The following is a 23470-nucleotide window of genomic DNA, read 5'->3' as shown; positions in this document are numbered from 1 at the left end:
TCTACGCATGGACCTTCTCGACGACGACCCCACCGGCGATCCAAGCGGATCAAACGCCCCCGAATTCACCGTGTCCGAGCTGTCGGGTGCCGTCAAACGCACCCTAGAGGGTGAGTTCGGCCGCATTCGTGTGCGGGGCGAAGTCGGACGTGTTGTTCGCGCGCGCTCAGGTCATATCTATTACGACGTCAAAGACGATCGCAACACACTCGCCTGCACCACATGGAAGGGCCAAGCCGCCCGTCTCAGCGTTCAGCCCGAGGAGGGGATGGAGGTCATCGTCACTGGCCGTCTCACGGCCTACGGCGCGCAATCAAAATACAACATGAACGTCGAGGAGTTAGAAGTCGCGGGCGCAGGTGCGCTGATGGCTATGCTCGAAAAGCGTAAGCAACAACTTACTGCCGAGGGCCTCTTCGCTCCAGAACGCAAGAAACCGCTACCCTACTTGCCTGAGGTCATCGGCGTTGTCACCTCGCCCTCTGGCGCAGTGATCCGCGATATCCTGCACCGCTTGCGCGATCGCTTTCCCCGCCGCGTGATTATCTGGCCCGTGGCCGTACAAGGCAAACCCTGCGCACCCGAAGTGGCAAACGCGATCCGCGGCTTTAACGCGATGCCCGAAGGCGCGCCCACGCCAGACCTGATCATAGTAGCCCGTGGCGGCGGTTCGATCGAAGATCTGTGGGGCTTCAACGAAGAAATCGTTGTGCGCGCTGCCGCCGAAAGCCGCATCCCCCTGATATCAGCCGTCGGTCACGAAACGGACACTACCCTCATAGACTACGCCGCCGATCAACGCGCCCCCACCCCCACCGCCGCCGCAGAAATGGCCGTACCCGTGCGCCTCGACCTGATGGGCTGGGTTGATCAACAAGGCGCGCGTATGACGCAAACGCTCCGCATGGGTCTGCGCCAGCGAAACCAGCGCGCCACCGATCTCGCACGCGCCTTGCCGCGCCCCGACACACTGCTGTCTCAACCGCGCCAACGCCTCGATCTCAACACAGAACGATTGCCAAACGCCCTGCGCGCACGGACGAATGCCGGACGTATGGCTTTGTCTCGGCTCGAAGGCCGCATGACACCCAACACCCTTCGTGCGGCCCTACGCACCCAAAACCAACGCCTCCAAACGGCTACGGCTCGCCTTGCGCCTCGCGCCCAATCACAGGTCGCGGCTCTTCGCGCAAAACTCGACGCACTCGACCGCATGCGCTTGTCACTGGGCTACGAAGAAACACTTAAGCGAGGCTACGCTGTGGTCTGGGGCGATGACGCCGTCGTCACCTCCCACAAAGACCTCAAGTCAGCCGAAACCGTAGAAATCGAATTCGCGGATGGGCGCAAACCAGTCACTCCAACCGCTCAAAAGAAACCAAAACAAAAGACCCCGCCCCCCGACCAGGGCTCCCTTTTCTGACCACTCTTTGGTTCCAAAATATCCCGGGGGCGTCCGCAGGACGGGGGCAGAGCCCCATTCAACCGCGCAACCGGTCCATAGCTGCGGCCCACATCATCCCACCGGTCGCCATCAAGCCCCCAAACATACGCCCCCCCGGCAAGGCGGGCACGGGCAACTTACCCAGCAGGCCCAAGCGCGTTCGGTCGCCACATATCGCCTCCGCAATGGCCTTGCCCGCGAGCCCAGACAAGGCCAACCCGTGGCCAGAATATCCACCTGCCGCAAAAACCCCATCACCCAAATCCGCGACATAGGGCAACCTCGTGGCCGTCACCGCCAAGGTCCCCCCCCACGCGTGATCAACCCGCACCCCGGCCAGTTCCGGATATACCCGTGCAAGGTTCTGCCGCACCCGCGTGGCAATATCAGATGGATAGCGTTTGCCGTAACTTTCACCCCCGCCGTAAACCAATCGCCTATCACGGGTTTGCCAAAAGTAATTCACGACGAACCTATCATCCGCCACGGCAATCGGATCAGACATCGGTGCTGAAGCCCCCAATGGTTCCGTCACGGCGATGAAATTATTTATGGGCAGCACCCGCGCCGCCACGCGTCGTGTCAAATGCGAGCCAAGCCCATTGGTCGCATGCACCACAGAGGCCGCACGAACCTCACCTCCGCCTGTCCGGACGGCATCTGATCTCAAATGATGCACCTCAGAGCGTTCATACAGCCTAACGCCCGCTTCCTCACACGCGCGCACCAGTCCCGCAACATAGGCAAGTGGGTTACAAAAACCTGCGCCCATATCCACCACACCGCCGGCAAAGACCTGCGTGCCAAGGCGCGTGGCCATTGCCTCGACGGATAGCAAACTGAGCGGCTGGTCATAGAAATCCGCCATATGTGCCACGTGTTCCGCGTAGCCAGCTGCCTCGCGTGTGTTTGAGAACGCGTGGACAATGCCCGGCCGGTAGTCGGCATCGGGCGCATACGTTTCGATCAAACTGCGGGTGAGTGCCTTGGCCTCTTCCGCCTGTGCCCAAAGCTGTGCGGCTATCTGAATGCCCAGCTTTTTCTCAAGCTTGCGTTGATCCCAATTAAAGCCGCTGCCCACCTGCCCGCCATTCCGCCCAGAAGCGCCCCATCCAAAGCGCGCAGCCTCCAGCACGATGACATCTTGGCCCATCTGTGCGGCATGCAAAGCGGTCGATAGCCCCGTGATCCCGCCGCCCACCACACAGACATCAGCGGTCACAACCCCGCGTAGAGCGGCGTACTGCACCATCGGGGGCAGAAGGCTCGCATAATAGCTATCAGGATGCTGCCCCAATGAGCCATTGGCATGCAGCCAATTCATACGTTTAACAGCAGGTGCTCCCGCTCCCACGGGGAAATCTCTTGTAGGAAAGCCCGGTATTCCAGATCCTTTACAGAGCGATAAATCTCCGCAAACCGTGGGTGCAGCACCTCGTGGATCTCGGTCGCCTCGGCGAACAAATCCAGTGCCTCAGCCATGTTGCGCGGGATGCCTTCGTCACTGGCATAGGCGTCGCCCTTAAATTGCTCCGCCGGCTCAATCTGATTGATCAACCCCAAGTATCCGCAGGCCAATGAGCCAGCGATGCCCAGGTAGGGGTTGCAATCCATCCCCGCGATCCGGTTTTCCAACCGCCGCGCCTGCGTGTTCGAAATCGGCACGCGTAGGCCGGTGGTCCGGTTGTCCCGCCCCCACTCAAGGTTAATGGGCGCGGCGAAATCCGGCACATACCGGCGGTAGCTGTTCACATAGGGCGCCAATAGGGCAATCACCTGCGGCAAATGCTTTTGCATGCCACCGATGAAATGCGCAAAGGCAGGTGTTTCCTCGCCCTGCGCATCCACAAAGATGTTGTTACCATCCGTTCCGACGACCGAGTGGTGAATGTGCATCGCACTCCCCGGTTGATCTTGGATCGGCTTGGCCATGAAGGTGGCGTAACAATCATGGCGCAGAGCGGCCTCGCGGATCATACGTTTGAAATAGAATATCTCATCGGCCAGTTTCACTGGATCGCCATGGCGCAGGTTCATCTCAATCTGACCCGATCCACCCTCTTGAAGGATGCCATCGATCTCTAGGCCCATAGCCTCAGCGAAATCGTAGATGTCGTCGATGACAGGCCCGTATTCATCCACCGCAGACATGGAATAAGCCTGCCGCGCTGCTGCCGGCCGGCCAGAGCGCCCCAAAGGCGGGACCACAGGTTGGCGCGGGTCCGTGTTACGCGCCACAAGGTAGAATTCCATTTCCGGAGCGACGACAGGTTCCCACCCGCGGGCGCGGTACAGCGCGACAACACGGGCCAACACGTTGCGCGGGGCCACGGGCACAGGCGCTCCGTCGGGATCGACCATGTCGTGAATGACTTGAAGGGTCCAATCCGCCGTCCAAGGCGCGGCACAGGCAGTCTCAAGATCCGGTTGCAGGATCATGTCCGGCTCAAGGAAGGGCTGATCCCCGTCGTCGGCCCATTCGCCGGTGATCGTCTGCTGAAAGATAGAGGCAGGCAGGTAAAAATGCGACTGCTTGGCGAATTTGGCCGCTGGCATCGCTTTGCCCCGGGCGATGCCCGATAGGTCCGAAACGATACATTCCACCTCATCCAATCGACGCCCCTCAAGGTAGGCGCGCGCGTGCTCGGGCAATCCAGAAAGCCAATCATCCATTGTGTGCATCCTTGAAAAACGCCGCGATCATGGCTGCAGCCGGCACCTGATCAATCGGTTGACCCACTGCGGCTGCCGCCGCATCCATGCGTTCAGGGTCGCAACCAGCCATACCCCTGCGCATCTTGATGTAGGTTTCGATAATTTGAGGTGAAAACTCAGGATGCGGCTGAAGCGACAGCATCCGATCTCCGTAAACCAGCCCGGCATTCTCGCAAAAATCAGACGAGGCCAGAACACGAGCCGCCTCAGGCCGCGTTACGACCTGATCTTGATGCAGCGCATTCAGCGCGATATCACGGTCTCCCATGCGGTAAACCGCCCGCCCAATCCCCCATCCGCCATCATATTTGACAACTGTCCCGCCCATCGCTTGCGCCATGATCTGGTGACCAAAACAAATTCCAACCTGCGGCACACCCGCTGCATAGGCGTCACGAATGAACGCCTCTAGCGGGGGAATGAATGGATGGTCCTCGTATGCCCCGTGCTTTGAACCCGTCAAAAGCCAGCCATCACACGTCGTGACGCTGGGCGGAAAGGCCATATTCTCGATGTCATAACTGGAAAAGGTCAGGCCATGTCCGTCAAAGAGGCCCTCGAACATTGCGTCGAAGTCTCCGTGGTGCGCTGCGACCTCGCCCGAGGTATGGCCGCATTGCAAGATACCGATGTGCATAATTCACCTGTGCGTTTGCAGCGTGACCTTAGGCGCGACACAGCGCCTTGCCAAGCGGGCGTTTTGCCTCTTTCGGGCGGGGGCCGGGGCGCGTAAACCGGGCCCAACTGGATGATGCCCAAGGAGGCCTGCATGAATATTCTGATCCTCGGCAGCGGCGGGCGCGAACATGCGCTGGCTTGGGCGGTCAAACAAAACCCAAAATGCGATCGTTTGATTGTGGCACCCGGCAACGCGGGCATGGCGCATCTTGCGTGGTGCGCGGACCTCGACATTATGGACGGCGCTGCAGTGACCGAGTTTGCCGTAGCGAATGCCGTGGATTTTGTGATCATCGGCCCCGAGGCGCCTTTGGCGGCGGGCGTATCTGATGTAATCCGCGCAGCGGGCATCGCTTGTTTTGGCCCCAGCCAAGCGGCGGCTGAGCTAGAAGCCTCCAAGGCATTCACCAAGGAAATATGTGACGCGGCGGGTGCCCCAACTGCCGCCTACGCTCGATTCACGGAATTGGCCCCCGCACAGGACTATGTCCGCCAGCAGGGTGCGCCCATCGTCGTAAAGGCAGACGGGCTGGCCGCAGGCAAAGGCGTGATCGTTGCGATGACAGAGGCCGAAGCCCTTGCAGGGCTTGACGATATCTTTGGCGGCGCCTTCGGCGATGCCGGCGCTGAGGTCGTGATCGAAGCCTTCCTTGAAGGGGAAGAGGCTAGCTTTTTCGTGCTGGTCGATGGCGAAGACATCATGCCGCTGGGCACCGCCCAAGATCACAAGCGCGTTGGCGATGGCGACACAGGCCCAAACACAGGCGGTATGGGCGCATATTCCCCCGCGCCCGTGATGACGCCCGAAGTAGTTGAGGCAACGCTTGCACAGATCGTGCGCCCAACAATGGCGGAAATGGCACGTCGCGGCAGCCCCTATCAGGGCATCTTGTTCGTCGGCTTGATGATAAAGGACGGCGAGCCAAGCCTTGTGGAATATAACGTGCGGTTCGGTGATCCTGAGTGCCAATGCCTGATGATGCGGCTGGGTGGGCAAGCACTGGACGTCATGCTCGCCTGCGCCGAAGGGCGGCTTGCGCAGGCTCAGGTACACTGGGCGGATGATCACGTAATGACCGTCGTCATGGCGGCCAACGGCTATCCGGGCGCCTATGAAAAGGGCAGCACAATCAAAGGGCTGGATAGCATTCCCGAGGACAGCAAAACTATGGTGTTCCACGCGGGCACGGCCGAGAAAGACGGTGCAATCGTCGCGACAGGCGGGCGCGTATTGGCGGTCACCGCGCGGGCAGATAGCCTAGCAGAGGCGCGCACGCGCGCCTATGAGATGGTCGATGCAATCGATTGGCCCGGTGGCTTTTGCCGCCGTGATATTGGCTGGCGGGCGCTGTAACGCCCAAATAAAAATAGACTACGGCAGGCCAAATCTGCGGCCTGTCCGTTCACAGACAATAAAGAATTTTGCAGTAGCAGGACGGAACACTCGCACAACCTGAGAGCTCCTGATGCCCCAAATCACTGCATTCCTTCGCCATAAACCGATTCTTTGGGCTATCCTTGCTGCCACCGCCCTGCCCATCTTTCTTGCCGCGATGTTGTCGCTCTTTTCCACGATTAAGAGCATCAGAGAATACAGTAATTACAGCACGCTGATTACATATACGACTTTCTCTACGCGGCTATCGGCATTGGTGCATGAGCAGCAAAAAGAGCGTGGCGCATCAGCCCTGTTTCTCAGTTCAAAAGGCCAAACCTTTGGCAGGGAATTGCGTGATCAACGCGAGTTGACCACAAAACTGCGCACAGAAATCAAAGAACAAATCGCTGAGCTATCGCAACGGTATCCTGACAATGCGATAAATGCTCAACTGAAAGGCATCGTGGCGCAGCTTGGCGTAATGGATGACATGCGGGCGCAAGTGGATGCGCAATCTGTCTCGGTAGGACAGGCTGTCGCCTACTACACCAACCTCAATGCTGACGTCTTATCGGCAATCCGCGCCTTTGCCGCGCAAAGCCCCGACCCACGCAGCTTTGCGGCTATTTCGGCTTATTCCGCCTTCTTGCAAGGCAAAGAGCGGGCAGGCATCGAACGCGCGATTGGTTCCGGCGGCTTCGCCGCGGGCTTTACGGTGCAGTCGCTGACTCGTCTCAACGTACTCATTGCGGCACAGAACGTGTACTATTCTCAGTTCAAAGCTGACGCCACAGCAGAACAAATCGCTCGGTTCGACAACTTGATGTCCTCTGAAGCCGCGATCAGTGTGCAACGCATGCGCGATGTGGCCAACTCGGGCGGGTTAAGTGGTGCAACCGAAGGCATTACTGGCCCCGCGCACTTCTCTGCGCAGACAAACAAAATCAACCTGTTAAAAGCGTTTGAAGACTCGCTTACCGCAGATCTGCTCGCATTCACTGGCGCCGCACAGAAACAGATCCTCACGAACGGTATCCTGACCGTCGCCGGGCTGACAGCTTGTTTCCTCATATGCTTGGCTTTCAGTGTGTTGATGGCGCGCGTCATACGCAACTCGGTGGTCGAAATCTCAAGCGTGGCAACAAAAATGGCAGAGGGCGCATTACAAACCGAAGTGCCCGAGGTGACGGAAACGGAATTGGGGCAGCTATCTGCCGCCATCGCGTCCTTTCGCGACAGTATTCTTGAGGCCCAAACCCGAGAAGCCGATCTGCAGGAGCGTGAACGCAACGAAGTTGAAACCCGCCGACAACAAGAGCGCGAAGCAGCAGCGACAGCAGAACGAATTGCTTTGGCTGAAGCGGCGAACGAGGAACAGGCTCGAAAAACGAACGAAAAAATTGCCGAAGAGATTGCCTCGGTCGTACGGTCCTTTGCGCATGGCGACTTTTCAAAACGACTTCCTGTTGAGGATAAAGAGGGCACATTCAAGGAACTGTGTGTCGGTATAAATGAGATCGGCGAGGCGACTGAAACCAGCCTGTCAGCCATTAAGACAGCCGTTGAGGCATTGGCTGATGGCGATATGAGCCACCGTGTTGCGGGCCAATACGATGGTATTTTCAAGCTTATCATCGGCAGCGTGAATGATGCTATGGACAGCCTAACGAAAATCGTTGGCAGCATCCGTGACAGCAGCATGAATATGCGAGACTCGACTGACAGCATTGCATCCGCCGCTCAAGACTTGGCCAAACGGACTGAGAACAATGCAGCCTCGCTCCAAGAAACGACCGTTTCCCTAGCCGCGCTCACTACATCCGTTCAAGAGGCGTCAGGCATCGCACGCGAAGCCAGTGCAGATGCCGCTGACGTGAATCGGGCGACCCATCAGGGCAATACGCTTCTGCAAGAAACCGTTCAGGCGATGGAGGAGATCAAGAAAAGCTCTGCGGCCATCAACAAAGTGATTGACCTGATTGACGACATTTCGTTCCAAACCAACCTTTTGGCCCTGAATGCCAACGTTGAAGCCGCCCGCGTGGGTGAAGCTGGTCGTGGGTTTATGGTCGTCGCTAATGAGGTTCGCAGTCTTGCTGGCCGCTCCTCCGAGGCAGCGAAAGAAATTGCAGGCTTGATTTCACTCAATGACAAAAGCATCGGAGATGGCGTCGCGCTTGTGGATCAAAGCCGCTCTTCTCTCGAAGCTATCGCAACGCGCGTGCAGGAGATTTCCGACCGAATTCAACGCATAGCAGAAACGTCTGATCAGCAAAGCTCAGGCCTAGCTGAGGTGAACGAAGTGTGCGCGCACTTGGACCAATCGACCCAACAAAACGCCGCAATGTTTGAAGAAACAACAGCCGCAATAAATGTAATGAATGAAGAAGCCGCAAGCCTGATGGGAGCGGTGGGCGCATTCAAAACACAGCAGGATACAACGGATAGTGGTCGGAATTCTTTGGTGGCCTAAGCTGCACCCAAGGTGACGTGGCTCTGGCGGCCGAAACCAGAGCCACCCTCAGGCATCTAGCGCATCCCAAGGGCTTCTTTATACATGTCCAATATCGCCTCTTCTTCGGCAATGTCGTCAGGCTCACGCTTCCGCAGTGCCATGACTTTGCGCATAACTTTTGTATCGTAGCCCCGCCCCTTGGCTTCGGCCATCACTTCCTTCTGCTGCTCAGCGATGTCCTTCTTCTCTTGATCAAGACGCTCAAGACGTTCGATGAACTGACGCAGTTCATCGGCCGTGACACGATAACTATCAGGTGTGGAGTTTGAGTGGGTTTCGGCGGACATATCGGACATAAGCAAGCTCCTGCGGAACGGAATGAGCGCATTGCCTATCCTGACGACCCGGCTTGCGCAACGGGGATTCTGACGCTAGCGAGGGGCAACCCAAAGGGAGCAGAACCATGGAATGGATGGTGTGGATCGGCGCAGGCATGACGTTCGCAGGAATAGCCCTGCTTGTGTGGTGTGTAGCCATTGCTGTCAAAGCCAAGCGCGCAGGGCTGGAAGGTGCCGATATGGAATTACGCCTACGCGGCTTGGTCGCGTTGAACCTCGGTGCGGTGGCTATCTCCGCGCTCGGCCTGATGCTGGTGGTGATAGGTATCTTCCTTAGCTGACACTTGCTACGGCTGCGGCGGCTGCTTTTCACCGCGATCAAAAGCCTCCCAACCCTCACCGTTAAACACATCGACCCCGAGTTGCGCGAGCACGTGGGGAAAGTCGACCATTACATAGTTATCGACAATCTTGCCGCTCTCAACCTTCCAAAAATCCATGTAGCGGATCGTGATCCGTTTCCCTGTAGCTTCCACACCCATAAATCGGCCGGAATGAGTGGCCTCTTGCCGTCCAAAGGCCGCAGCCCACTCGCCCATGTAAATCCGCGCTTCATCCACACAGACTTTATCCGAAAACGCGGCCTGAAATGGCTTTTGCCAGTTCTCTTGAAACGCGCGCAGGCCTTCTTTGGTGCCACAACCCGTATTGCCCATCCAACGAAAACCTTCGGCAAAGAACTCCCCTATGTCGGCGATGCGGTGGTCATTCAGTCCGTCCACCATGCCTTCGATAACCGCGCGGGTCTCCTCGGTCTTGGACATATCCGTTTCACGCGTAAGGGTGGCTTGTTCGGGGCGGCTGCCTTTCATGACATCTTCCTTTGACTATTGAGCTTTAAGTTGTTGTGTAATCAGCCGCGCTGCGCGGTGACCGATCATGATAGAGGGCGCATTTGTGTTCGCTGATGTGATACGCGGCATAACACTCGCATCAGCAAGCCACAGCCCGTGAATGCCATGAAACGCCAGATCATGGCCGAGGACCGCGCCAATCGCACATGTCCCAACTGGATGATATGCCGTTCCTAGACGCGCATCGATATGGGCATCAACTGCAACTGTATCATCACCCGTTGCCGGGAAAACTTCTGGAGCCGATCGGGGGCCGAAGGGGGCTGCGCGCAAAAGCGCGCGCAGGGCACACAGGCCTTCGCGCAGTTCGACCCGATCATCCGGATCACTCAGCAACCCTGGATCAATCTGCACCACGCCATTAGCCCCAAGCGTCATGCGCCCGCGAGAACGCGGTTGCATCAAACAGACATCCGCATAGTACCCAGCGCCAAGCCCAATCGCTCGTTTTCCAAAACCAATGCGGGTCGGGACAAAATGCACCTGAAACCGAGGGGCGCCACCGTCTTTTCCCGCTAAAAATCCACCCGCTTCAACAGTGTTCGACGCCAAAGGCCCGCGCCCGGACGCAAGCCATTGAAACGGCGCGGCGACCCAAAGCGGTAATTGGCCCAGTGTTAGCCCACGCCCCGACCCGCGTCCTTCGTGGTGGACTGCCACGGCTGGATGATCGTGCAAATTAGCCCCCACGCCGGGAATGTCGCGCTGAACGGCAATACCAGCGTTTTGCAACATTTCGGCGGGGCCCAGTCCCGATTGCATCAGAATTTGTGGTGTTCCAATTGTGCCTGCGCTCAGCACGACGCCAGCACGAGCTTTGATTTGCTCACCCCCGCCCGTCTGCACACCTTGAACACGCCCTTCCGTAAACATCAACTTACGCACAGAACAGTTCTTCAGAACATGAACATTCGTGCCTCGCAAAAACGCATCCACAGGTGAGCGGCGCTGCCCGTTTTCTATATTCACAATGAACGGCCCACTTGAAACGACCTCGGGCGTTGGCGGACCACCATGGACTCGCCCCAAAGCGGTGCTCAGTGGATGCGGATCGCGCAAAGGCGCCGGGCGCATCTGTTCCTCAACTGCCTCAAAATGGGGGCGGACATCGTCCCAACCCCACCCTGGCCCCCAATGGTCATAATCATCCGTCCGCCCACGGAACCAGACCATTGAATTCATCGATGCCGACCCTCCCAACATCTTGCCGCGTGGCACCGACACGCATCGTCCGCCCAAACTTTCTTGAGGCACTGTACGATAAGCCCAATCGCGCCGCGATCCCATCAACCAGATCAAGCCAAACGGAACCCGCACCAAAGGGTGCCGGTCCGATGGGCCAGCCTCTAGTAGCGCAATCGAAAGCGCGGGATTTTGCTCGGCCAAACGACTAGCGCATGTCGCACCAGCGGCCCCACCGCCCACAACAATCAGGTCAAACGTCTTAGTCAACCCGTTCGCCGGTTTGCGCGTCAAACAGGTGGCAGATGCCAACCGGGATGTCGGCAGCAAAAGGTGCACCAATTTGCGTGCGGAACTCTTTGCCAGCCTTCACGGCCGCCAATGCACCGCCAGCTTTGACGGTGACCATCGTACTATCGCCAAGCAACTCCATCGAATAAACAGGAGCACTCAGCTGGCCGGCACCTTTCGCAACACTGGCGTCTTCGGCACGGAACCCACAGGTTACGGGGCCATCCGCAACGCCGCTGAAACCGGGGATCGTGATGTTGGCACCCGTAAACGTGCCATCGCGCATCTCCCCCTCCATCAGGTTCATCGCCGGATTGCCAATAAAGCCCGCAACGAACGTATTGGCGGGACGGTCATAGATCTCAGTTGGGGTGCCAACTTGCTGCACCTTGCCCTGTTTCATGACGACGACACGATCCGCAAGCGTCATAGCCTCGATCTGATCATGCGTTACGTAAATCGTGGTTACCTGAAGCTCATGGCTCAGGTTCTTAATCTGCGCGCGGGTCGACACGCGTAGTTTGGCATCAAGGTTAGAAAGCGGTTCATCCATCAAGAAAACTTGGGGTTTGCGTACAATTGCACGCGCCAAGGCGACCCGCTGACGCTGCCCGCCCGACAATGCGGCGGGTTTGCGATGAAGAAACTCTTCCAACTCAACCATCGCAGCCGCTTTCATCACCCGGTCATGATGATCAGCCTCCGGAACTTTGCGCACCTTTAACGGAAAACGAATATTCTCATAGACGTCCATGTTCGGGTAAAGACCGTAGCTTTGGAACACCATGGCCACGTCCCGATCCTTGGGGTCTAGGTCATTGACCCGGTTGCCGCCGATCACGATATCGCCCGACGTCGGATCCTCCAGACCGGCGATCATCCGCATTGTCGTGGTTTTGCCGCAGCCAGAAGGCCCCAACAGGACAAGGAATTCCCGATCAGCAATCGTCAGATCAAATTTGTGAACGCCGACAAAATCGCCCCAGCGTTTCGTCACATCTTTCAAGACGATCTCGGCCATGATCTGCTACCTCTATTGTGTCGCAAGCACACTAGACAGCGCGCGCAGGGCGGGGCAAGAGTTTTTGCATAGGTTTGCAAAAATCACGGAACGTATCATCAAATGGATCTCGCTCAGCTGAAATCAGAGGCTTTCGCCGCCCTTCAAGGCCTTTTTGCGGGCACCGTCGCCCCACATGAAAACGCCCAAGCGCAGGCCATGCACCCGGTCGGCCATGTCACAGGCGGCGCGGGCGTCGCCGAGATATGGCAAGCTTTGCGCCGCGCCCTCCCCGACGGGGAGCGGCGGGACGATATTTTTCTAGCGGGTGAAAACCACCCTGACCCACGCGCGAAATTTGAGCGTTTTGGGCCACTGGTCGCCTGCATGGGCAGTTACCAAGGCACCTTTAGTGCGCCACTGTTTGGCATTCCGCCCAGCCACGGCGTGGTCACTCTCCGCTATGGTGAGGCGCATTATTTCGAGGATGGTCGCCTGCGACGGTCTTGGTTGATCTGGGATCTTGCTGACCTTTTGTTGCAGGTGGGCCGCTGGCCATTGGCTGCACCTCTTGGTGCGCCGGGCCATTGGCCGGGGCCTAAGGGCGGCGGCGGCGTTTTACTGGACCAAGCCGGTCCAGCTGATGCGCTCGACCGCGTCTTCGCGATGCACGACGCCCTATTAAGTTTTGACGGAAAATCGCTCGATTCCATGCCGATGTCCGACTGGTGGACGGAAAACTTTATGTACTATGCCGGAGGCGGAATTGGTGCGACGCGAGGCCTTGCAGGGTTTCGCGCACACCACCAAATACCCTTTCTACGCGCCTTTCCAGATCGTTACGCTATTGGCCACTTCATCAGAATTGGTGATGGCGACTATGCGGTTACGGGCGGCGACGTGGGCGCGACACACACAGGTGAATACCTTGGCATGGCTCCCACAGGCCGTCCCATTAAGATGTCAGTCATGGATTTTTACCGGTTCGATGGTGACCGGATCGCGGAAAACTGGTTGCCGATCGATATCCTAGGGCTGGCGGCCCAAATGGGCGTCGATGTGTTGGCGCGCGTCGCCCACCACGCAGGTGCACCGCGCCAAACCCTTTAGGGCGCGAGTGTTTCACGCATCTTGGCCACCGCGCTCTCAAGCAGAGGCGCGGGCTGCCAAAACGTGATGTCCTGTGTGCTATAGCCCCAGATACGGCTCAGAAAAAGGCCAAGCCCCTCATCCTCAGCGGCCCAAATAGGGCCACCCTGACTGCGTGGCCAACCCAAGCCAAACACGGCAGCCACATCCAAGTCTGACGGGCGGGACACACCCTGCGCCCCCAAAATACGAGCGGCTTGGTTGCTGATCGCCGCCGCACAATAGGGCACGATATCGGCATCAAGGATCGGCCTTTGTGCAGACTGCAAAAGGGTGATTGCCGACTGGACAGCAGGGTTTTCGCCCACAAGTTCACCGGCCTCCCACGTGTAATAGCCCAAACCGGACTTAGCCCCGTTTTGCCCCGCAGCGATCAAGGATGCGGCCAGCTTGATACCGCCTTCAGACTGGTGTGCCGCAGCCTGTGCGATGCGGGTCCGCGTGGCTACAATGCCAAACCGATCTTGCCGCACAAACGGCCCTTCCCGCCAGCCAGCCGTGGCAAAAGCCGCGTCGATCTGAGCCACGCTTGCCCCGGCTATAAGCAAATGATCTGCCGCAACGAGCCAAGCGGCCTCAAGCGCGGGCAACACCGGCGGCTTGCCCGCAGGCACCTTAATTGCAGGCCGATCCAACGCACGAACCAATGCCAATCCGAGGGCCTGCGCCTGTGGGCTCGTGGTCTCAGATGGACACAACTCCACCACAGCGCGGGGGGCCATCAACCCACGACAGGGTAACACTTGCGCAGATGTCGACGCAGGCGCATCCGATCCGTCAGACGGGCACAAACAAGCCGCATCGGCCCGCATATGCGCCAGAACATCTGGCCGCACGTTGCCCACAAACACCACGTCGCAGGCCCCGATATCCGGCAGGCTCGCTGCTAAGTTGGCCCCTTCCATCAGTGCATTGAAGCGTCCGGCCGACACGTGGCCCGCGACCTCAGATCGCTGTAGGTGCCGCTCGATCTGGGCACTCAGCCTAGCGCGAGCACGCGTATCATCGCCCGCCACAACCAAGGCCAAACCCGCCCGCAGGCCCCGTGCCCCCAAAAGAGCCGCGATCCGATCAGCCCGCGCATCACCGCTTGCAACCAACCCAAGCCGTTGTACCGAAACCTGGCTTGTATCCAAAGCCTTAGCCCGCACCGCATCACGCCGAGCAAGAAATATGGCACGCAATGCGCGCCCGGCCGGGTCCTCGGCACAAGCTGCTGCTAACCGCGCCTCTAGCCGAAAACCAGATGCCATATCCTCTGTCAAAGCGGCCTCTATGCACGCCAGAATTGCACGTGGAGCCCCTGTTGCCGCCTCGACAACAGCACGCTTGGTCCGCTCTGCGTTTATCGCGTTAATATCCAGCTTGGCGTGAACCAAGGCATCCAAACGTTTTCGCGTTGGGCGCGGGCCAACCTCCAAGGCACGTGTTATCGCGGCCTCCAATGGTGCGTCCTGCGTGACAATATCCAACAGTCCCAATTGTTCGGCCCGCGGCGTGCCGAATGCACGCCCCCCCAACAGCGCCCCCATGGCGGCACGTCCGCCGACAATGCGCGTTAGTCTTTGTATTCCACCCGCCGCTGGCAACCAGCCCAGCGCGATATCCGGGAATGAGAATTGCGTATCCACCTGTGCCACACGAAAATGACAAGCCAATGCCAGTTCTAGCCCCGGGCCGATTGCTGCCCCATGGATTGCGGCCAAGGTCGGCTTGGGCGCATCCTCTAACAGCCGGCACAGCGCCGACAATGCAGGATCCGGCCGCGCCACCGCGCCACGCAAATCCGCACCAGCTGCAAACCCTGCGCCTTCGCCCGTGATAACCAACGCCCGCACTTCGGCATCCAAAAGTGCCATCTGCACAACTGATTGGAGTTCGGCAATGACCTCCCGCTCCAACCCATTTCGCGGAGGATGCGCCAGTGTAATGATTGCAACGCCGCGCTGATCATTCCGCGTCACAAATTGGGGCCGCGTCTGGGTCATGCTATCGGTCATAAAATGCCTCGGTCTGCGCCAACCCGCGCGCCAAAATACACCGCGCACAAGGTTGGTCCTTTAATAATACCTGAGTGTTTGCAGCTGCAGCGCCGTTGACAAGTCTCTTGCCGCTTGCGACCAGAGCGAATGGAATGTTTGCATCCCCTTGTGACCTCCGCGCCGCAGTTTCCGCGCGCGTGCCAGCCCCACGATCCGTGTTGGCTGCCATGAAAGGGTTTCCTGACCTCCCGCCCCTTTGGCTATTGGGCTGTTTGTTCCTAACGTGGGCACTTGCCTCGTTGCTACCGATCGCCACCTTTGCAGGGCCAGTCAGCACATTCATTGCAGTCATCTTAACGGTGCTGGGGCTAGGTCTCATTACCTGGGCGGCCCTATGGTTCTACGAAAAGAAGACAACAATTGAGCCGCACCATAGCCCCCGTGTCCTCATCGTAGAGGGGCCGTACAAAGTGACCCGCAACCCGATCTATCTGGGTATGGTCATCATCGCCGCTGCGGCCGTTTTCTGGCACGGCGCACTGATCACTCTGCCCCTGCCTGTGATCCTCGCCATTATTCTGCAACGTCGCTTCATCGAACCCGAAGAAATCGCGCTACACCTTACCTTTGGCGATGCAGCCCTCGAATATATTTCCCGCACGCGCCGCTGGCTTTAACTCCGCTCGCAATTGCTTGATTGGCGTTGCGCGATGGGCTGCTCTATATGCAAGAATACCCAACATCGGAGCCATCTTGATGCGTCACACTCTTGCGGCCTGCGTTCTTGCCCTTCTTCCCCTATCCGCCGTTCAGGCTGATCCTGTGGTGGTGGAACTGTTCACCTCGCAGGGGTGTTCCTCTTGCCCGCCAGCTGACGCGCTATTGGGTGAGTTGGCGCGCAACGAGGACGTGATCGCGCTGGCCTTGCACGTGGACTATTGGGATTACATCGGCTGGCCCGACACCTTTGCCCAACCTGCTTTTGGCAAACGTCAAAAAGGCTATGCCCGCGCCGCTGGCAGCACCGTTGTCTACACGCCACACATGGTCGTGGGTGGCACCGACCACGTGGCAGGCGCGAAACCTATGCAAGTCATGGCGCAGATTGCCGCCCACACGAAACACGCGCCCGCCATGCGCATGACGATGACCTCAGAGCCGAACGGCATCACCATCCGCGCCGAGGCCGACAATCCAATCGACCCGCCCGCCCGGATCATGTTGGTGACCTACGTTCCTTCACAAACCGTGGATATCACCTCAGGTGAAAACGCGGGCAAATCGGTGACCTACACGCACATCGTGACCGATTGGGTCGCTCTCGAACGCTTTGATGGCGCGCGGCCCGTGACTGTCACACTGCCCGCCCCGCCCGAACCACCCGCACGGCGCGTGGTTCTTGCCCAAGGGGAAAACTACGGCCCCTACTTGGCGACCCTCCGCGTCGACTAAGGCGCTTTGGCCACACCAACGCCGATCATCGCATCCCGCGTGACCAAAGCGGCAAGCTCAGCCTCGCCCAAATCCGCAGTGCCCTCGGGGCGCGCAGGCACCACAAGATATCGCATATCCGCGGTACTATCATGCACCCGCAATGTGACCCCAAATGGCAGATCCAAGCCGAACTCGGATAACACCTTGCGCGGCTCACGCACGGTGCGCGATCGGTACGCCCGCGATTTGTACCAATCCGGAGGCAGGCCCAAAAGGTTTCGCGGATAACAAGAACAGAGCGTACAGACGACCACGTTATGGACCTCCGCTGTGTTCTCTACGGCGATCAAACGCATAGGCCCCACATCAAACCCCATCTCCGCACAGGCTGCCGATCCATCGTCCAAAAGCCGCGCACGAAAAGCCGGATCAACCCAAGCCCGCGCCACAACCGCTGCACCATGCGCAGGGCTACGCGCATCCATTGCCTCGATCTGAGCGGTCACGGCATCCGCTGTTGTCACGCCCTTTTCGATCATCAACTCCCGCACCGCGATTTCCATGACCTGCCAATAGCTCAGCGGGCCGTCTTGATCGGCACGGTAAGGGTGGCCAGACGGGCTCAATTCATCATGGTCATGGTGATCATGTGGCATCGCGCATCCCTCCCTCCTTTGTTCCAAAAATACTCAAAATTCCAACACCATCAAACGGGCTCAAGCCAATGGGCATAGATTTCCGCCTCAAGCATATCATCAGGACGCTCCGCATCCGCGCCCCAAACATCGCCCATCCGAAACCGCACCCGGTACAGGGCCAGAGGTTCTGCCCGCAGACCGTATGCAAGCTTTTCAGGGTTGCCAAACGGACCCAAGGTCCGCTCGATTTCACCGACTTTGCCCCGCAGATAGCTGGGCGTTCGGACATGCCCGGGCGGTGCCCAAGTGCGCACCCGTACCCTATCCGGCATTGCTCGCCTCACCATAGGTGTCACCGCGCGCTTGCACGGCTTCCATCTTTTCGCCCAACTCAGCGATCGAATAGACACCTTGCTCCAACAGGTTTTGATTGATGGCCGCAACCCAGCGCTCGTAATAGCTCATGGTCTCAAAGGCCGTCTCGCCCATGTCTTCCAGTGCTCGGCGCAGCCCATCAACGGTGAAATGCCCAGCACCTGAGGCGAGGATCATCAATGCATCCACCCGCTTTTCCCAAAGCGCAAAGTCGTGATCATCCTGAGGGATTGGCCCGGCAAGCGCACCGCCCATATCGTGCCAGCGCTTGCCATCCAGCCCGCTCATTCCTCGGCCGCGAGCGCATCAATCTGCCCGCGCAACCCGTCTAGCTGGTATCCCGCTGAGGCCGTCGCAGTTAGGATATCATCCGTGGGCATCTGCCCCGCCTGTGCCAATGCCCACATGATCGCGGACCGGGTGCCTGATGCACAATAGGCCACAACACCACCTTCGCTGCCCGCCATCGCTTCGGATTGCTCCTCCACGTTGTCCATCGTCATCGCACCCATCGTGATAGGGTTGAACACAAACGCAAGGCCCGCAGCCTCAGCGGCCTGTTGCATTGCAGCTGCCTGCAATGGCGGCGGGTTCTCCACCTCGGGGCGGTTACAAATCACGGTCGTCACGCCTTGTGCTGCAAGTGTCGCCATATCCGAGGGCTCTAATTGCGGTGCTGCAAAAAAGCCGGGCGCCAATTGTCGAAGATCCATCATCACTCCTTAGATGTTTTTCGGTGGTCCGGGCGGGGTGGCCCGGCGAGTTGCCGCTATCGTGGACCGAGACGCGCGCCGGTTCAACTGCTCGCACACCCAAACCCTATTGCGGCTCCATAAAATCAACCTTTGGGTGAGTGAAGAAACCAGCATTCATCTGATGCATCGCAAAGACCCGATCACACATCCGGGGCATACTTGTTCCAAAGGTCTCAATAAGGAGGAACACGATGACCACCCTACCACGGACTGCCCCCCATACCCCGCCCCCTGACACGATCGACCTGTGGTCGCGCCAGATGATCGAAATGCAGAAAATGTTGCTTCAGCCTGAATTGCTGCGGGATCGCGCCGAGCCTGCACCAAAAGTCGAAGAGGCAGACGATGACATGTGGGACAACATGCCGGTCTAGGCCCAGCATGTCTTGCGTCAGCCCCGCCATATCGTCGAGCGAGGCTGGGCTTTTTTAGCAGTGCGCCTAGCTCGCCTTTGCAAGGTTGCGCAGCACGTAATGCAGCACGCCTCCATTTTCGATGTACTCTATCTCAACCTCGGTATCGATCCGACACCTCAGCGTGATTTCCTTGATCGAACCATCGCCCATGATAATCGTACACGGCACATCCTGTAGGGGTTTCACCATGTCGAGTCCGTGTATCGAAACCGTCTCATCCCCTGTCAGGCCCAATGATTTGCGCGTGTCTCCGCCCGTGAATTCCAGCGGGATAACCCCCATGCCCACAAGGTTAGACCGGTGAATACGCTCAAAGCTTTCAGCGATGACAGCTTTGACACCCAAAAGCGCCGTGCCCTTTGCAGCCCAGTCGCGGCTAGAGCCTGTGCCATACTGCGCGCCCCCCAAAATCACGAGCGGCGTGCCCGCAGATTTGTGGGCCATCGCTGCATCAAAGATCGACATCTGCGTGCCATCGGGGCCTTTGGTATAGCCCCCTTCAACCCCATCCAGCATCTCATTCTTGATACGGATGTTGGCGAAGGTGCCGCGCATCATCACCTCATGGTTGCCGCGGCGTGAGCCGTAGGAATTGAACTCGCGCAAGGGCACCTGCCGCTCTCGCAAATATCGGCCCGCTGGGGTCGTTTCCTTAAACGCCCCCGCAGGTGAGATATGGTCCGTCGTGATCATATCCCCCAAGATCGCCAAGACCTTGGCGCCCTCGACGTTCTCAATCGTGCCGGGTTCCATCCCCATGCCCTGAAAATAAGGCGGGTTCTGCACGTAGGTGGAATTGGGTGGCCAATCATAAGTTTTCTGATCCGTTGTCTGAACGCTTTGCCACTTTTCATCGCCCTTAAAGACATCGGCATATTTGGTTTGAAAGGCCTCGCGCGTGACGGTTTGTTCGACCAATTCCGCGATTTCGGCTTGCGTGGGCCAGATGTCTTTCAAAAACACATCGCGGCCCTGCTGGTCTTGGCCCAATGGCTCGGTCGTGAGATCAATATCCATCGTTCCGGCCAGTGCGTAAGCGACAACTAACGGAGGTGAGGCCAGATAGTTCGCGCGCACATCTGGGCTAATCCGCCCTTCGAAATTGCGGTTACCGGACAAGACCGAGGTCGCAACTAGATCGCCTGCGGCAATCGCCTCGGATATCTCGGGCTGCAACGGCCCCGAGTTCCCGATGCAGGTCGTGCAGCCGTAGCCGACAAGGTTGAAGCCAATCTTATCAAGGTCCTCTTGCAACCCCGCCGCCTCTAGGTAGGCAGACACCACCTGTGATCCCGGCGCGAGTGAGGTCTTGACCCAAGGCTTGCGGTTCAGCCCCAAAGCCGCCGCTTTTCGCGCCACGAGGCCCGCGCCGATCATCACATAAGGGTTCGACGTATTGGTGCATGACGTGATCGAAGCGATCACGACCTTGCCGGACGAAAGCGCGTAATCCTCACCCTGAACCGGGACCATTTTGTCCATCGGACGTTGAAACGTCTCGGCCATTTCGTGGGTGAATGCAGATTTTGCATCGGTCAATGCAACGTAATCCTGCGGACGTTTGGGTCCCGAAATCGCAGGCACGATAGTCCCCATGTCGAGGTGCAAGGTATCAGTGTAGATCGGCGCATAATCGGCATCGCGCCACAGTCCATTGGCCTTTGCATAAGCTTCAACCAATGCAACGCGGTCCGCATCCCGGCCCGTGGTCCGCATGTAGCGCAACGTTTCTGCGTCGATGGGAAAGAATCCGCAGGTGGCGCCATATTCTGGGGCCATGTTTGCAATCGTTGCGCGATCGGCCAAAGGCAGCGTATCCAGCCCAGCGCCACAGAACTCTACAAATTTGCCGACGACACCCTTGGCACGCAACATCTCAACCACCTTGAGAACAAGGTCGGTCCCTGTTGTGCCCTCCATCATCTGGCCAATCAGTTCAAAGCCCACGACCTCTGGGATCAGCATCGAGATCGGCTGGCCCAGCATTGCGGCCTCTGCCTCAATCCCGCCTACGCCCCAGCCTAGAACAGCCATCCCGTTAACCATGGTGGTATGGCTATCAGTCCCAACAAGCGTGTCGGGATAAGCGACCTGCACCCCGTTTTGATCAGCATCGGACCAGACGGTTTGGGCCAAATACTCAAGATTCACCTGGTGGCAAATCCCAGTGCCGGGGGGCACCACGCGGAAGTTGTTGAACGCCGATTGCCCCCATTTCAGGAAGGTATAACGCTCCATGTTGCGCTCATACTCGCGGTCGACATTCATCTGAAACGCGCGCGGATTGCCGAACTCATCGATCATAACAGAGTGGTCGATCACCAGATCCACGGGGTTAAGCGGGTTGATCTGTTGTGCGTCGCCCCCCAAAGCCACAATCCCGTCACGCATCGCCGCAAGGTCTACAACAGCTGGGACGCCGGTGAAGTCCTGCATCAAAACCCGGGCGGGCCGGTAGTTGATTTCTCGCGGGTTTTGCCCCCCTTGAACCGCCCACTGCGCAAACGCCTTGATGTCATCAACCGACACCGTGCGTCCGCCATCCTCAAACCGCAGCATGTTTTCCAGAACGACCTTCAAAGCCGCGGGAAGTTTTGAGAAATCGCCCAAACCGGCGGCCTGAGCCGCAGGGATCGAATAATAGTCGATCTGTTCGGCTCCGACGCTCAACGTTTTACGGGTCTTTGCGGTATCGCTGCCAACGACAACAGTCATGGTGGGCTCCTCCTGATTTTAAATGCCTTCATATCAAATTTGGGAGGTTTTGTGGCGTCCACAAGGGGAGCGCGCGCGTCAGGAGGCGCAAAAGCAATAACCGTAGTCCAATGCGCCGATGAAACGGGGGTTTCAGTCGTGGCATGAGGGGGTTAGACCGGAGCCATGGAATGGTCCGTCACGAACCTAGCCTGCCGCCGTGGGCAATTGCGCATCCTTGAAGGGGTGACGTTTGAGATCGCCGCGGGCGAAGCCTTGATCCTGCGCGGCCCCAATGGTGCAGGCAAAACCACATTGCTTCGCTGCCTTGCAGGGTTAACGCCACCGCTAGAAGGCCAGATCAACGCGCCCGAAGACACCATCGCATACGCCGCCCACGCCGATGGTTTAAAAGCACAGCTCAGCGTCGCGGAAAACCTCGCCTTCTGGGCCTCGGTCTTTGAAAGCGATCCAGCGCATGCCGTCGAAACCGCCATCGCAGCGTTTGACCTAGATGCGCTGCGCGATCGCCGTGCCAGTGCCTTGTCCGCGGGACAAAAGCGTCGCCTGTCGCTGGCGCGCATGGTCGTCACCGGCCGGCCAATTTGGGTCATGGATGAACCTACCGTCAGCCTAGATATTGAAAACGTCGCGCGCTTTGCCCGCGCGGTTGAAGCCCATTTGGCGCAAGGCGGCTCAGCCCTGATCGCGACCCATATTGATCTTGGGCTACCCAACGCGCGCGTGCTCGACATCAGCCCCTTTACCAAACTGTCAGGCCGCCAAACCGATGATCCGTTTGAGGAGGCCTTCGAATGATCGCCCTCTTGAGACGAGACCTTGCGCTTGCCTTTCGTGCAGGTGGCGGCTTTGGGCTGGGGCTCGCCTTTTTCCTGATCGTAACGGTTTTGGTACCCTTCGGGGTTGGGCCAAACTCGGCGACGCTGGGTGTGATTGCACCGGGCATTCTATGGCTCGGCGCATTGCTGGCGTGCCTTTTGTCGCTCGACCGGGTGTTCGCCCTCGATTGGGAGGACGGCTCACTAGACTTGTTGGCCACCGCCCCGCTTCCCCTAGAGGGCGTCGCGGTGTCCAAAGCGCTCGCGCATTGGATTACAACCGGCCTGCCGCTTGTGGCAATCTCGCCGCTGCTTGGGTTGTTCCTGAGCCTACCGGTTGAGGCCATGCCGTGGCTGATCCTATCTCTGCTCGTCGGAACGCCTGCGCTTTCGTGGTTGGGTACGTTTGGGGCGGCCCTGACGGTGGGGCTCAAACGGGGTGGTTTGCTGATGTCATTGCTGGTGCTGCCCCTCTATATCCCGACCCTTATTTTTGGCGCCGAAGTGGTCAAACGCGGCGCCGACGGACTGGCCACGGCCACACCACTTGCGTTTCTGGCAGGCATCACACTGGGCACCGTCGCGTTGCTGCCCTTCGCTACCGCCGCCGCCCTCCGCGTCAATTTGCGCTAACACCCTTCCCGCTTTGTCCCTTGTCGCTGCTGGGTCGGCCCCATAATTTCGATCCATGTCTTTGTGGGAATACGCCAATCCGCGCCGCTTTATGGCGACCTCATCGTGGCTCTTGCCGCCGCTCGTTGTGATGTCAGCTTTGCTGATCGTAACGGGGCTC

At 58.6% G+C, this 23470-nt stretch carries 23 protein-coding genes; 10 read left to right on the top strand and 13 right to left on the bottom strand.

The window, feature by feature from the left end; all coding sequences use genetic code 11:
* Positions 1-7 precede the first annotated feature (7 nt).
* A complete protein-coding gene (gene xseA, locus AC4GMC_RS02875; RefSeq protein WP_487877223.1) occupies positions 8-1423 on the top strand; it encodes an exodeoxyribonuclease VII large subunit in 1416 nt (471 codons plus the stop codon).
* A 58-nt stretch (positions 1424-1481) separates the two neighbouring features.
* On the opposite strand, the gene AC4GMC_RS02870 is transcribed toward xseA, so the two are convergent.
* Genes AC4GMC_RS02870 through AC4GMC_RS02860 form a run of 3 tightly spaced genes read right to left on the bottom strand, consistent with a single transcriptional unit; the run spans position 1482 to position 4796 of the window.
* Positions 1482-2768: an NAD(P)/FAD-dependent oxidoreductase gene (locus AC4GMC_RS02870; protein ID WP_487877222.1), complete on the bottom strand. Its 1287-nt coding sequence runs from the start codon at positions 2766-2768 to the stop codon at positions 1482-1484.
* Positions 2765-4117, bottom strand: coding sequence for a glutamine synthetase family protein (locus AC4GMC_RS02865; RefSeq protein WP_487877221.1), 1353 nt, complete (start codon positions 4115-4117; stop codon positions 2765-2767). Before AC4GMC_RS02865 ends, AC4GMC_RS02870 begins: the two co-directional genes overlap by 4 nt.
* Positions 4110-4796, bottom strand: a complete 687-nt coding sequence (locus AC4GMC_RS02860) for a type 1 glutamine amidotransferase (protein WP_487877220.1) — start codon at positions 4794-4796, stop codon at positions 4110-4112. Before AC4GMC_RS02860 ends, AC4GMC_RS02865 begins: the two co-directional genes overlap by 8 nt.
* Positions 4797-4928: 132 nt before the next feature.
* Here AC4GMC_RS02860 and purD point away from each other — a divergent pair, with 132 nt between their 5' ends.
* Both purD and AC4GMC_RS02850 read left to right on the top strand, forming a co-directional pair.
* Positions 4929-6191, top strand: a complete 1263-nt coding sequence (gene purD / locus AC4GMC_RS02855; protein WP_487878845.1) for a phosphoribosylamine--glycine ligase — start codon at positions 4929-4931, stop codon at positions 6189-6191.
* 112 nt (positions 6192-6303) lie between these two features.
* Positions 6304-8688 (top strand): methyl-accepting chemotaxis protein, encoded by a 2385-nt coding sequence (locus AC4GMC_RS02850; RefSeq protein ID WP_487876221.1) that lies wholly within the window; start codon positions 6304-6306, stop codon positions 8686-8688.
* Between the two features lie 56 nt (positions 8689-8744).
* Here the strand turns inward: AC4GMC_RS02850 and AC4GMC_RS02845 are convergent, their stop codons facing one another.
* Positions 8745-9026: a DUF2312 domain-containing protein gene (locus tag AC4GMC_RS02845; RefSeq protein ID WP_038004835.1), complete on the bottom strand. Its 282-nt coding sequence runs from the start codon at positions 9024-9026 to the stop codon at positions 8745-8747.
* A 107-nt stretch (positions 9027-9133) separates the two neighbouring features.
* Here AC4GMC_RS02845 and AC4GMC_RS02840 point away from each other — a divergent pair, with 107 nt between their 5' ends.
* Positions 9134-9349 carry a hypothetical protein gene (locus AC4GMC_RS02840; RefSeq protein WP_487876220.1) on the top strand — a complete coding sequence of 72 codons (216 nt, stop codon included), beginning with the start codon at positions 9134-9136 and terminating at the stop codon, positions 9347-9349.
* Positions 9350-9355: 6 nt separating this feature from the next.
* On the opposite strand, the gene AC4GMC_RS02835 is transcribed toward AC4GMC_RS02840, so the two are convergent.
* Genes AC4GMC_RS02835 through AC4GMC_RS02825 form a run of 3 tightly spaced genes read right to left on the bottom strand, consistent with a single transcriptional unit; the run spans position 9356 to position 12416 of the window.
* Positions 9356-9880, bottom strand: coding sequence for an ester cyclase (locus AC4GMC_RS02835; RefSeq protein ID WP_487876219.1), 525 nt, complete (start codon positions 9878-9880; stop codon positions 9356-9358).
* A 15-nt stretch (positions 9881-9895) separates the two neighbouring features.
* Positions 9896-11374: a GMC family oxidoreductase gene (locus AC4GMC_RS02830; RefSeq protein ID WP_487876218.1), complete on the bottom strand. Its 1479-nt coding sequence runs from the start codon at positions 11372-11374 to the stop codon at positions 9896-9898.
* On the bottom strand, positions 11367-12416 hold the full coding sequence (locus tag AC4GMC_RS02825) for an ABC transporter ATP-binding protein (RefSeq protein WP_487876217.1): 1050 nt from the start codon (positions 12414-12416) through the stop codon (positions 11367-11369). Before AC4GMC_RS02825 ends, AC4GMC_RS02830 begins: the two co-directional genes overlap by 8 nt.
* A gap of 102 nt (positions 12417-12518) precedes the next feature.
* On the opposite strand from AC4GMC_RS02825, the gene AC4GMC_RS02820 reads away from it, so the two are divergent.
* Positions 12519-13505 (top strand): ester cyclase, encoded by a 987-nt coding sequence (locus tag AC4GMC_RS02820; protein ID WP_487876216.1) that lies wholly within the window; start codon positions 12519-12521, stop codon positions 13503-13505.
* Here the strand turns inward: AC4GMC_RS02820 and AC4GMC_RS02815 are convergent.
* On the bottom strand, positions 13502-15532 hold the full coding sequence (locus AC4GMC_RS02815; RefSeq protein WP_487876215.1) for an enoyl-CoA hydratase-related protein: 2031 nt from the start codon (positions 15530-15532) through the stop codon (positions 13502-13504). The genes AC4GMC_RS02820 and AC4GMC_RS02815 overlap by 4 nt on opposite strands.
* A 146-nt stretch (positions 15533-15678) precedes the next feature.
* Here AC4GMC_RS02815 and AC4GMC_RS02810 point away from each other — a divergent pair, with 146 nt between their 5' ends.
* Positions 15679-16203, top strand: coding sequence for a methyltransferase family protein (locus AC4GMC_RS02810; RefSeq protein ID WP_487876214.1), 525 nt, complete (start codon positions 15679-15681; stop codon positions 16201-16203).
* Between the two features lie 79 nt (positions 16204-16282).
* A complete protein-coding gene (locus AC4GMC_RS02805; RefSeq protein ID WP_487876213.1) occupies positions 16283-16978 on the top strand; it encodes a DUF1223 domain-containing protein in 696 nt (231 codons plus the stop codon).
* On the opposite strand, the gene nthA is transcribed toward AC4GMC_RS02805, so the two are convergent.
* Genes nthA through AC4GMC_RS02785 form a run of 4 tightly spaced genes read right to left on the bottom strand, consistent with a single transcriptional unit; the run spans position 16975 to position 18686 of the window.
* Positions 16975-17616, bottom strand: coding sequence for a nitrile hydratase subunit alpha (nthA, locus tag AC4GMC_RS02800; protein WP_487876212.1), 642 nt, complete (start codon positions 17614-17616; stop codon positions 16975-16977). The two genes, AC4GMC_RS02805 and nthA, sit on opposite strands and share 4 nt — an antisense overlap.
* A 50-nt stretch (positions 17617-17666) precedes the next feature.
* The gene (locus AC4GMC_RS02795; protein WP_487876211.1) at positions 17667-17930 is read right to left on the bottom strand and encodes an SH3-like domain-containing protein; all 264 of its coding nucleotides are present in this window, start codon (positions 17928-17930) and stop codon (positions 17667-17669) included.
* Positions 17920-18261, bottom strand: a complete 342-nt coding sequence (locus AC4GMC_RS02790) for a ScnB-like protein (protein WP_487876210.1) — start codon at positions 18259-18261, stop codon at positions 17920-17922. The genes AC4GMC_RS02795 and AC4GMC_RS02790 overlap by 11 nt, the downstream gene beginning before the upstream one ends.
* The gene (locus AC4GMC_RS02785; RefSeq protein ID WP_487878843.1) at positions 18258-18686 is read right to left on the bottom strand and encodes a protein tyrosine phosphatase family protein; all 429 of its coding nucleotides are present in this window, start codon (positions 18684-18686) and stop codon (positions 18258-18260) included. The genes AC4GMC_RS02790 and AC4GMC_RS02785 overlap by 4 nt, the downstream gene beginning before the upstream one ends.
* Before the next feature lie 233 nt (positions 18687-18919).
* Here AC4GMC_RS02785 and AC4GMC_RS02780 point away from each other — a divergent pair, with 233 nt between their 5' ends.
* A complete protein-coding gene (locus tag AC4GMC_RS02780; RefSeq protein WP_487876208.1) occupies positions 18920-19102 on the top strand; it encodes a hypothetical protein in 183 nt (60 codons plus the stop codon).
* Between the two features lie 66 nt (positions 19103-19168).
* Here AC4GMC_RS02780 and acnA read toward each other — a convergent pair whose 3' ends face one another.
* Positions 19169-21859, bottom strand: coding sequence for an aconitate hydratase AcnA (gene acnA / locus AC4GMC_RS02775; RefSeq protein ID WP_487876207.1), 2691 nt, complete (start codon positions 21857-21859; stop codon positions 19169-19171).
* Positions 21860-22024: 165 nt separating this feature from the next.
* Between acnA and ccmA the strand changes: the two genes are divergently transcribed.
* Positions 22025-22657, top strand: coding sequence for a heme ABC exporter ATP-binding protein CcmA (gene ccmA / locus AC4GMC_RS02770; protein ID WP_487876206.1), 633 nt, complete (start codon positions 22025-22027; stop codon positions 22655-22657).
* Entirely contained in the window at positions 22654-23310 is a 657-nt protein-coding gene (ccmB, locus tag AC4GMC_RS02765) for a heme exporter protein CcmB (protein ID WP_487876205.1), read from the top strand. Before ccmA ends, ccmB begins: the two co-directional genes overlap by 4 nt.
* Positions 23311-23470: the final 160 nt, after the last annotated feature.

The sequence above is a fragment of the Thalassobacter sp. genome, from assembly GCF_982993085.1.
Note: the sequence above shows the minus strand (reverse complement) of the source record. Positions and strands in the feature narration are given on the sequence as shown.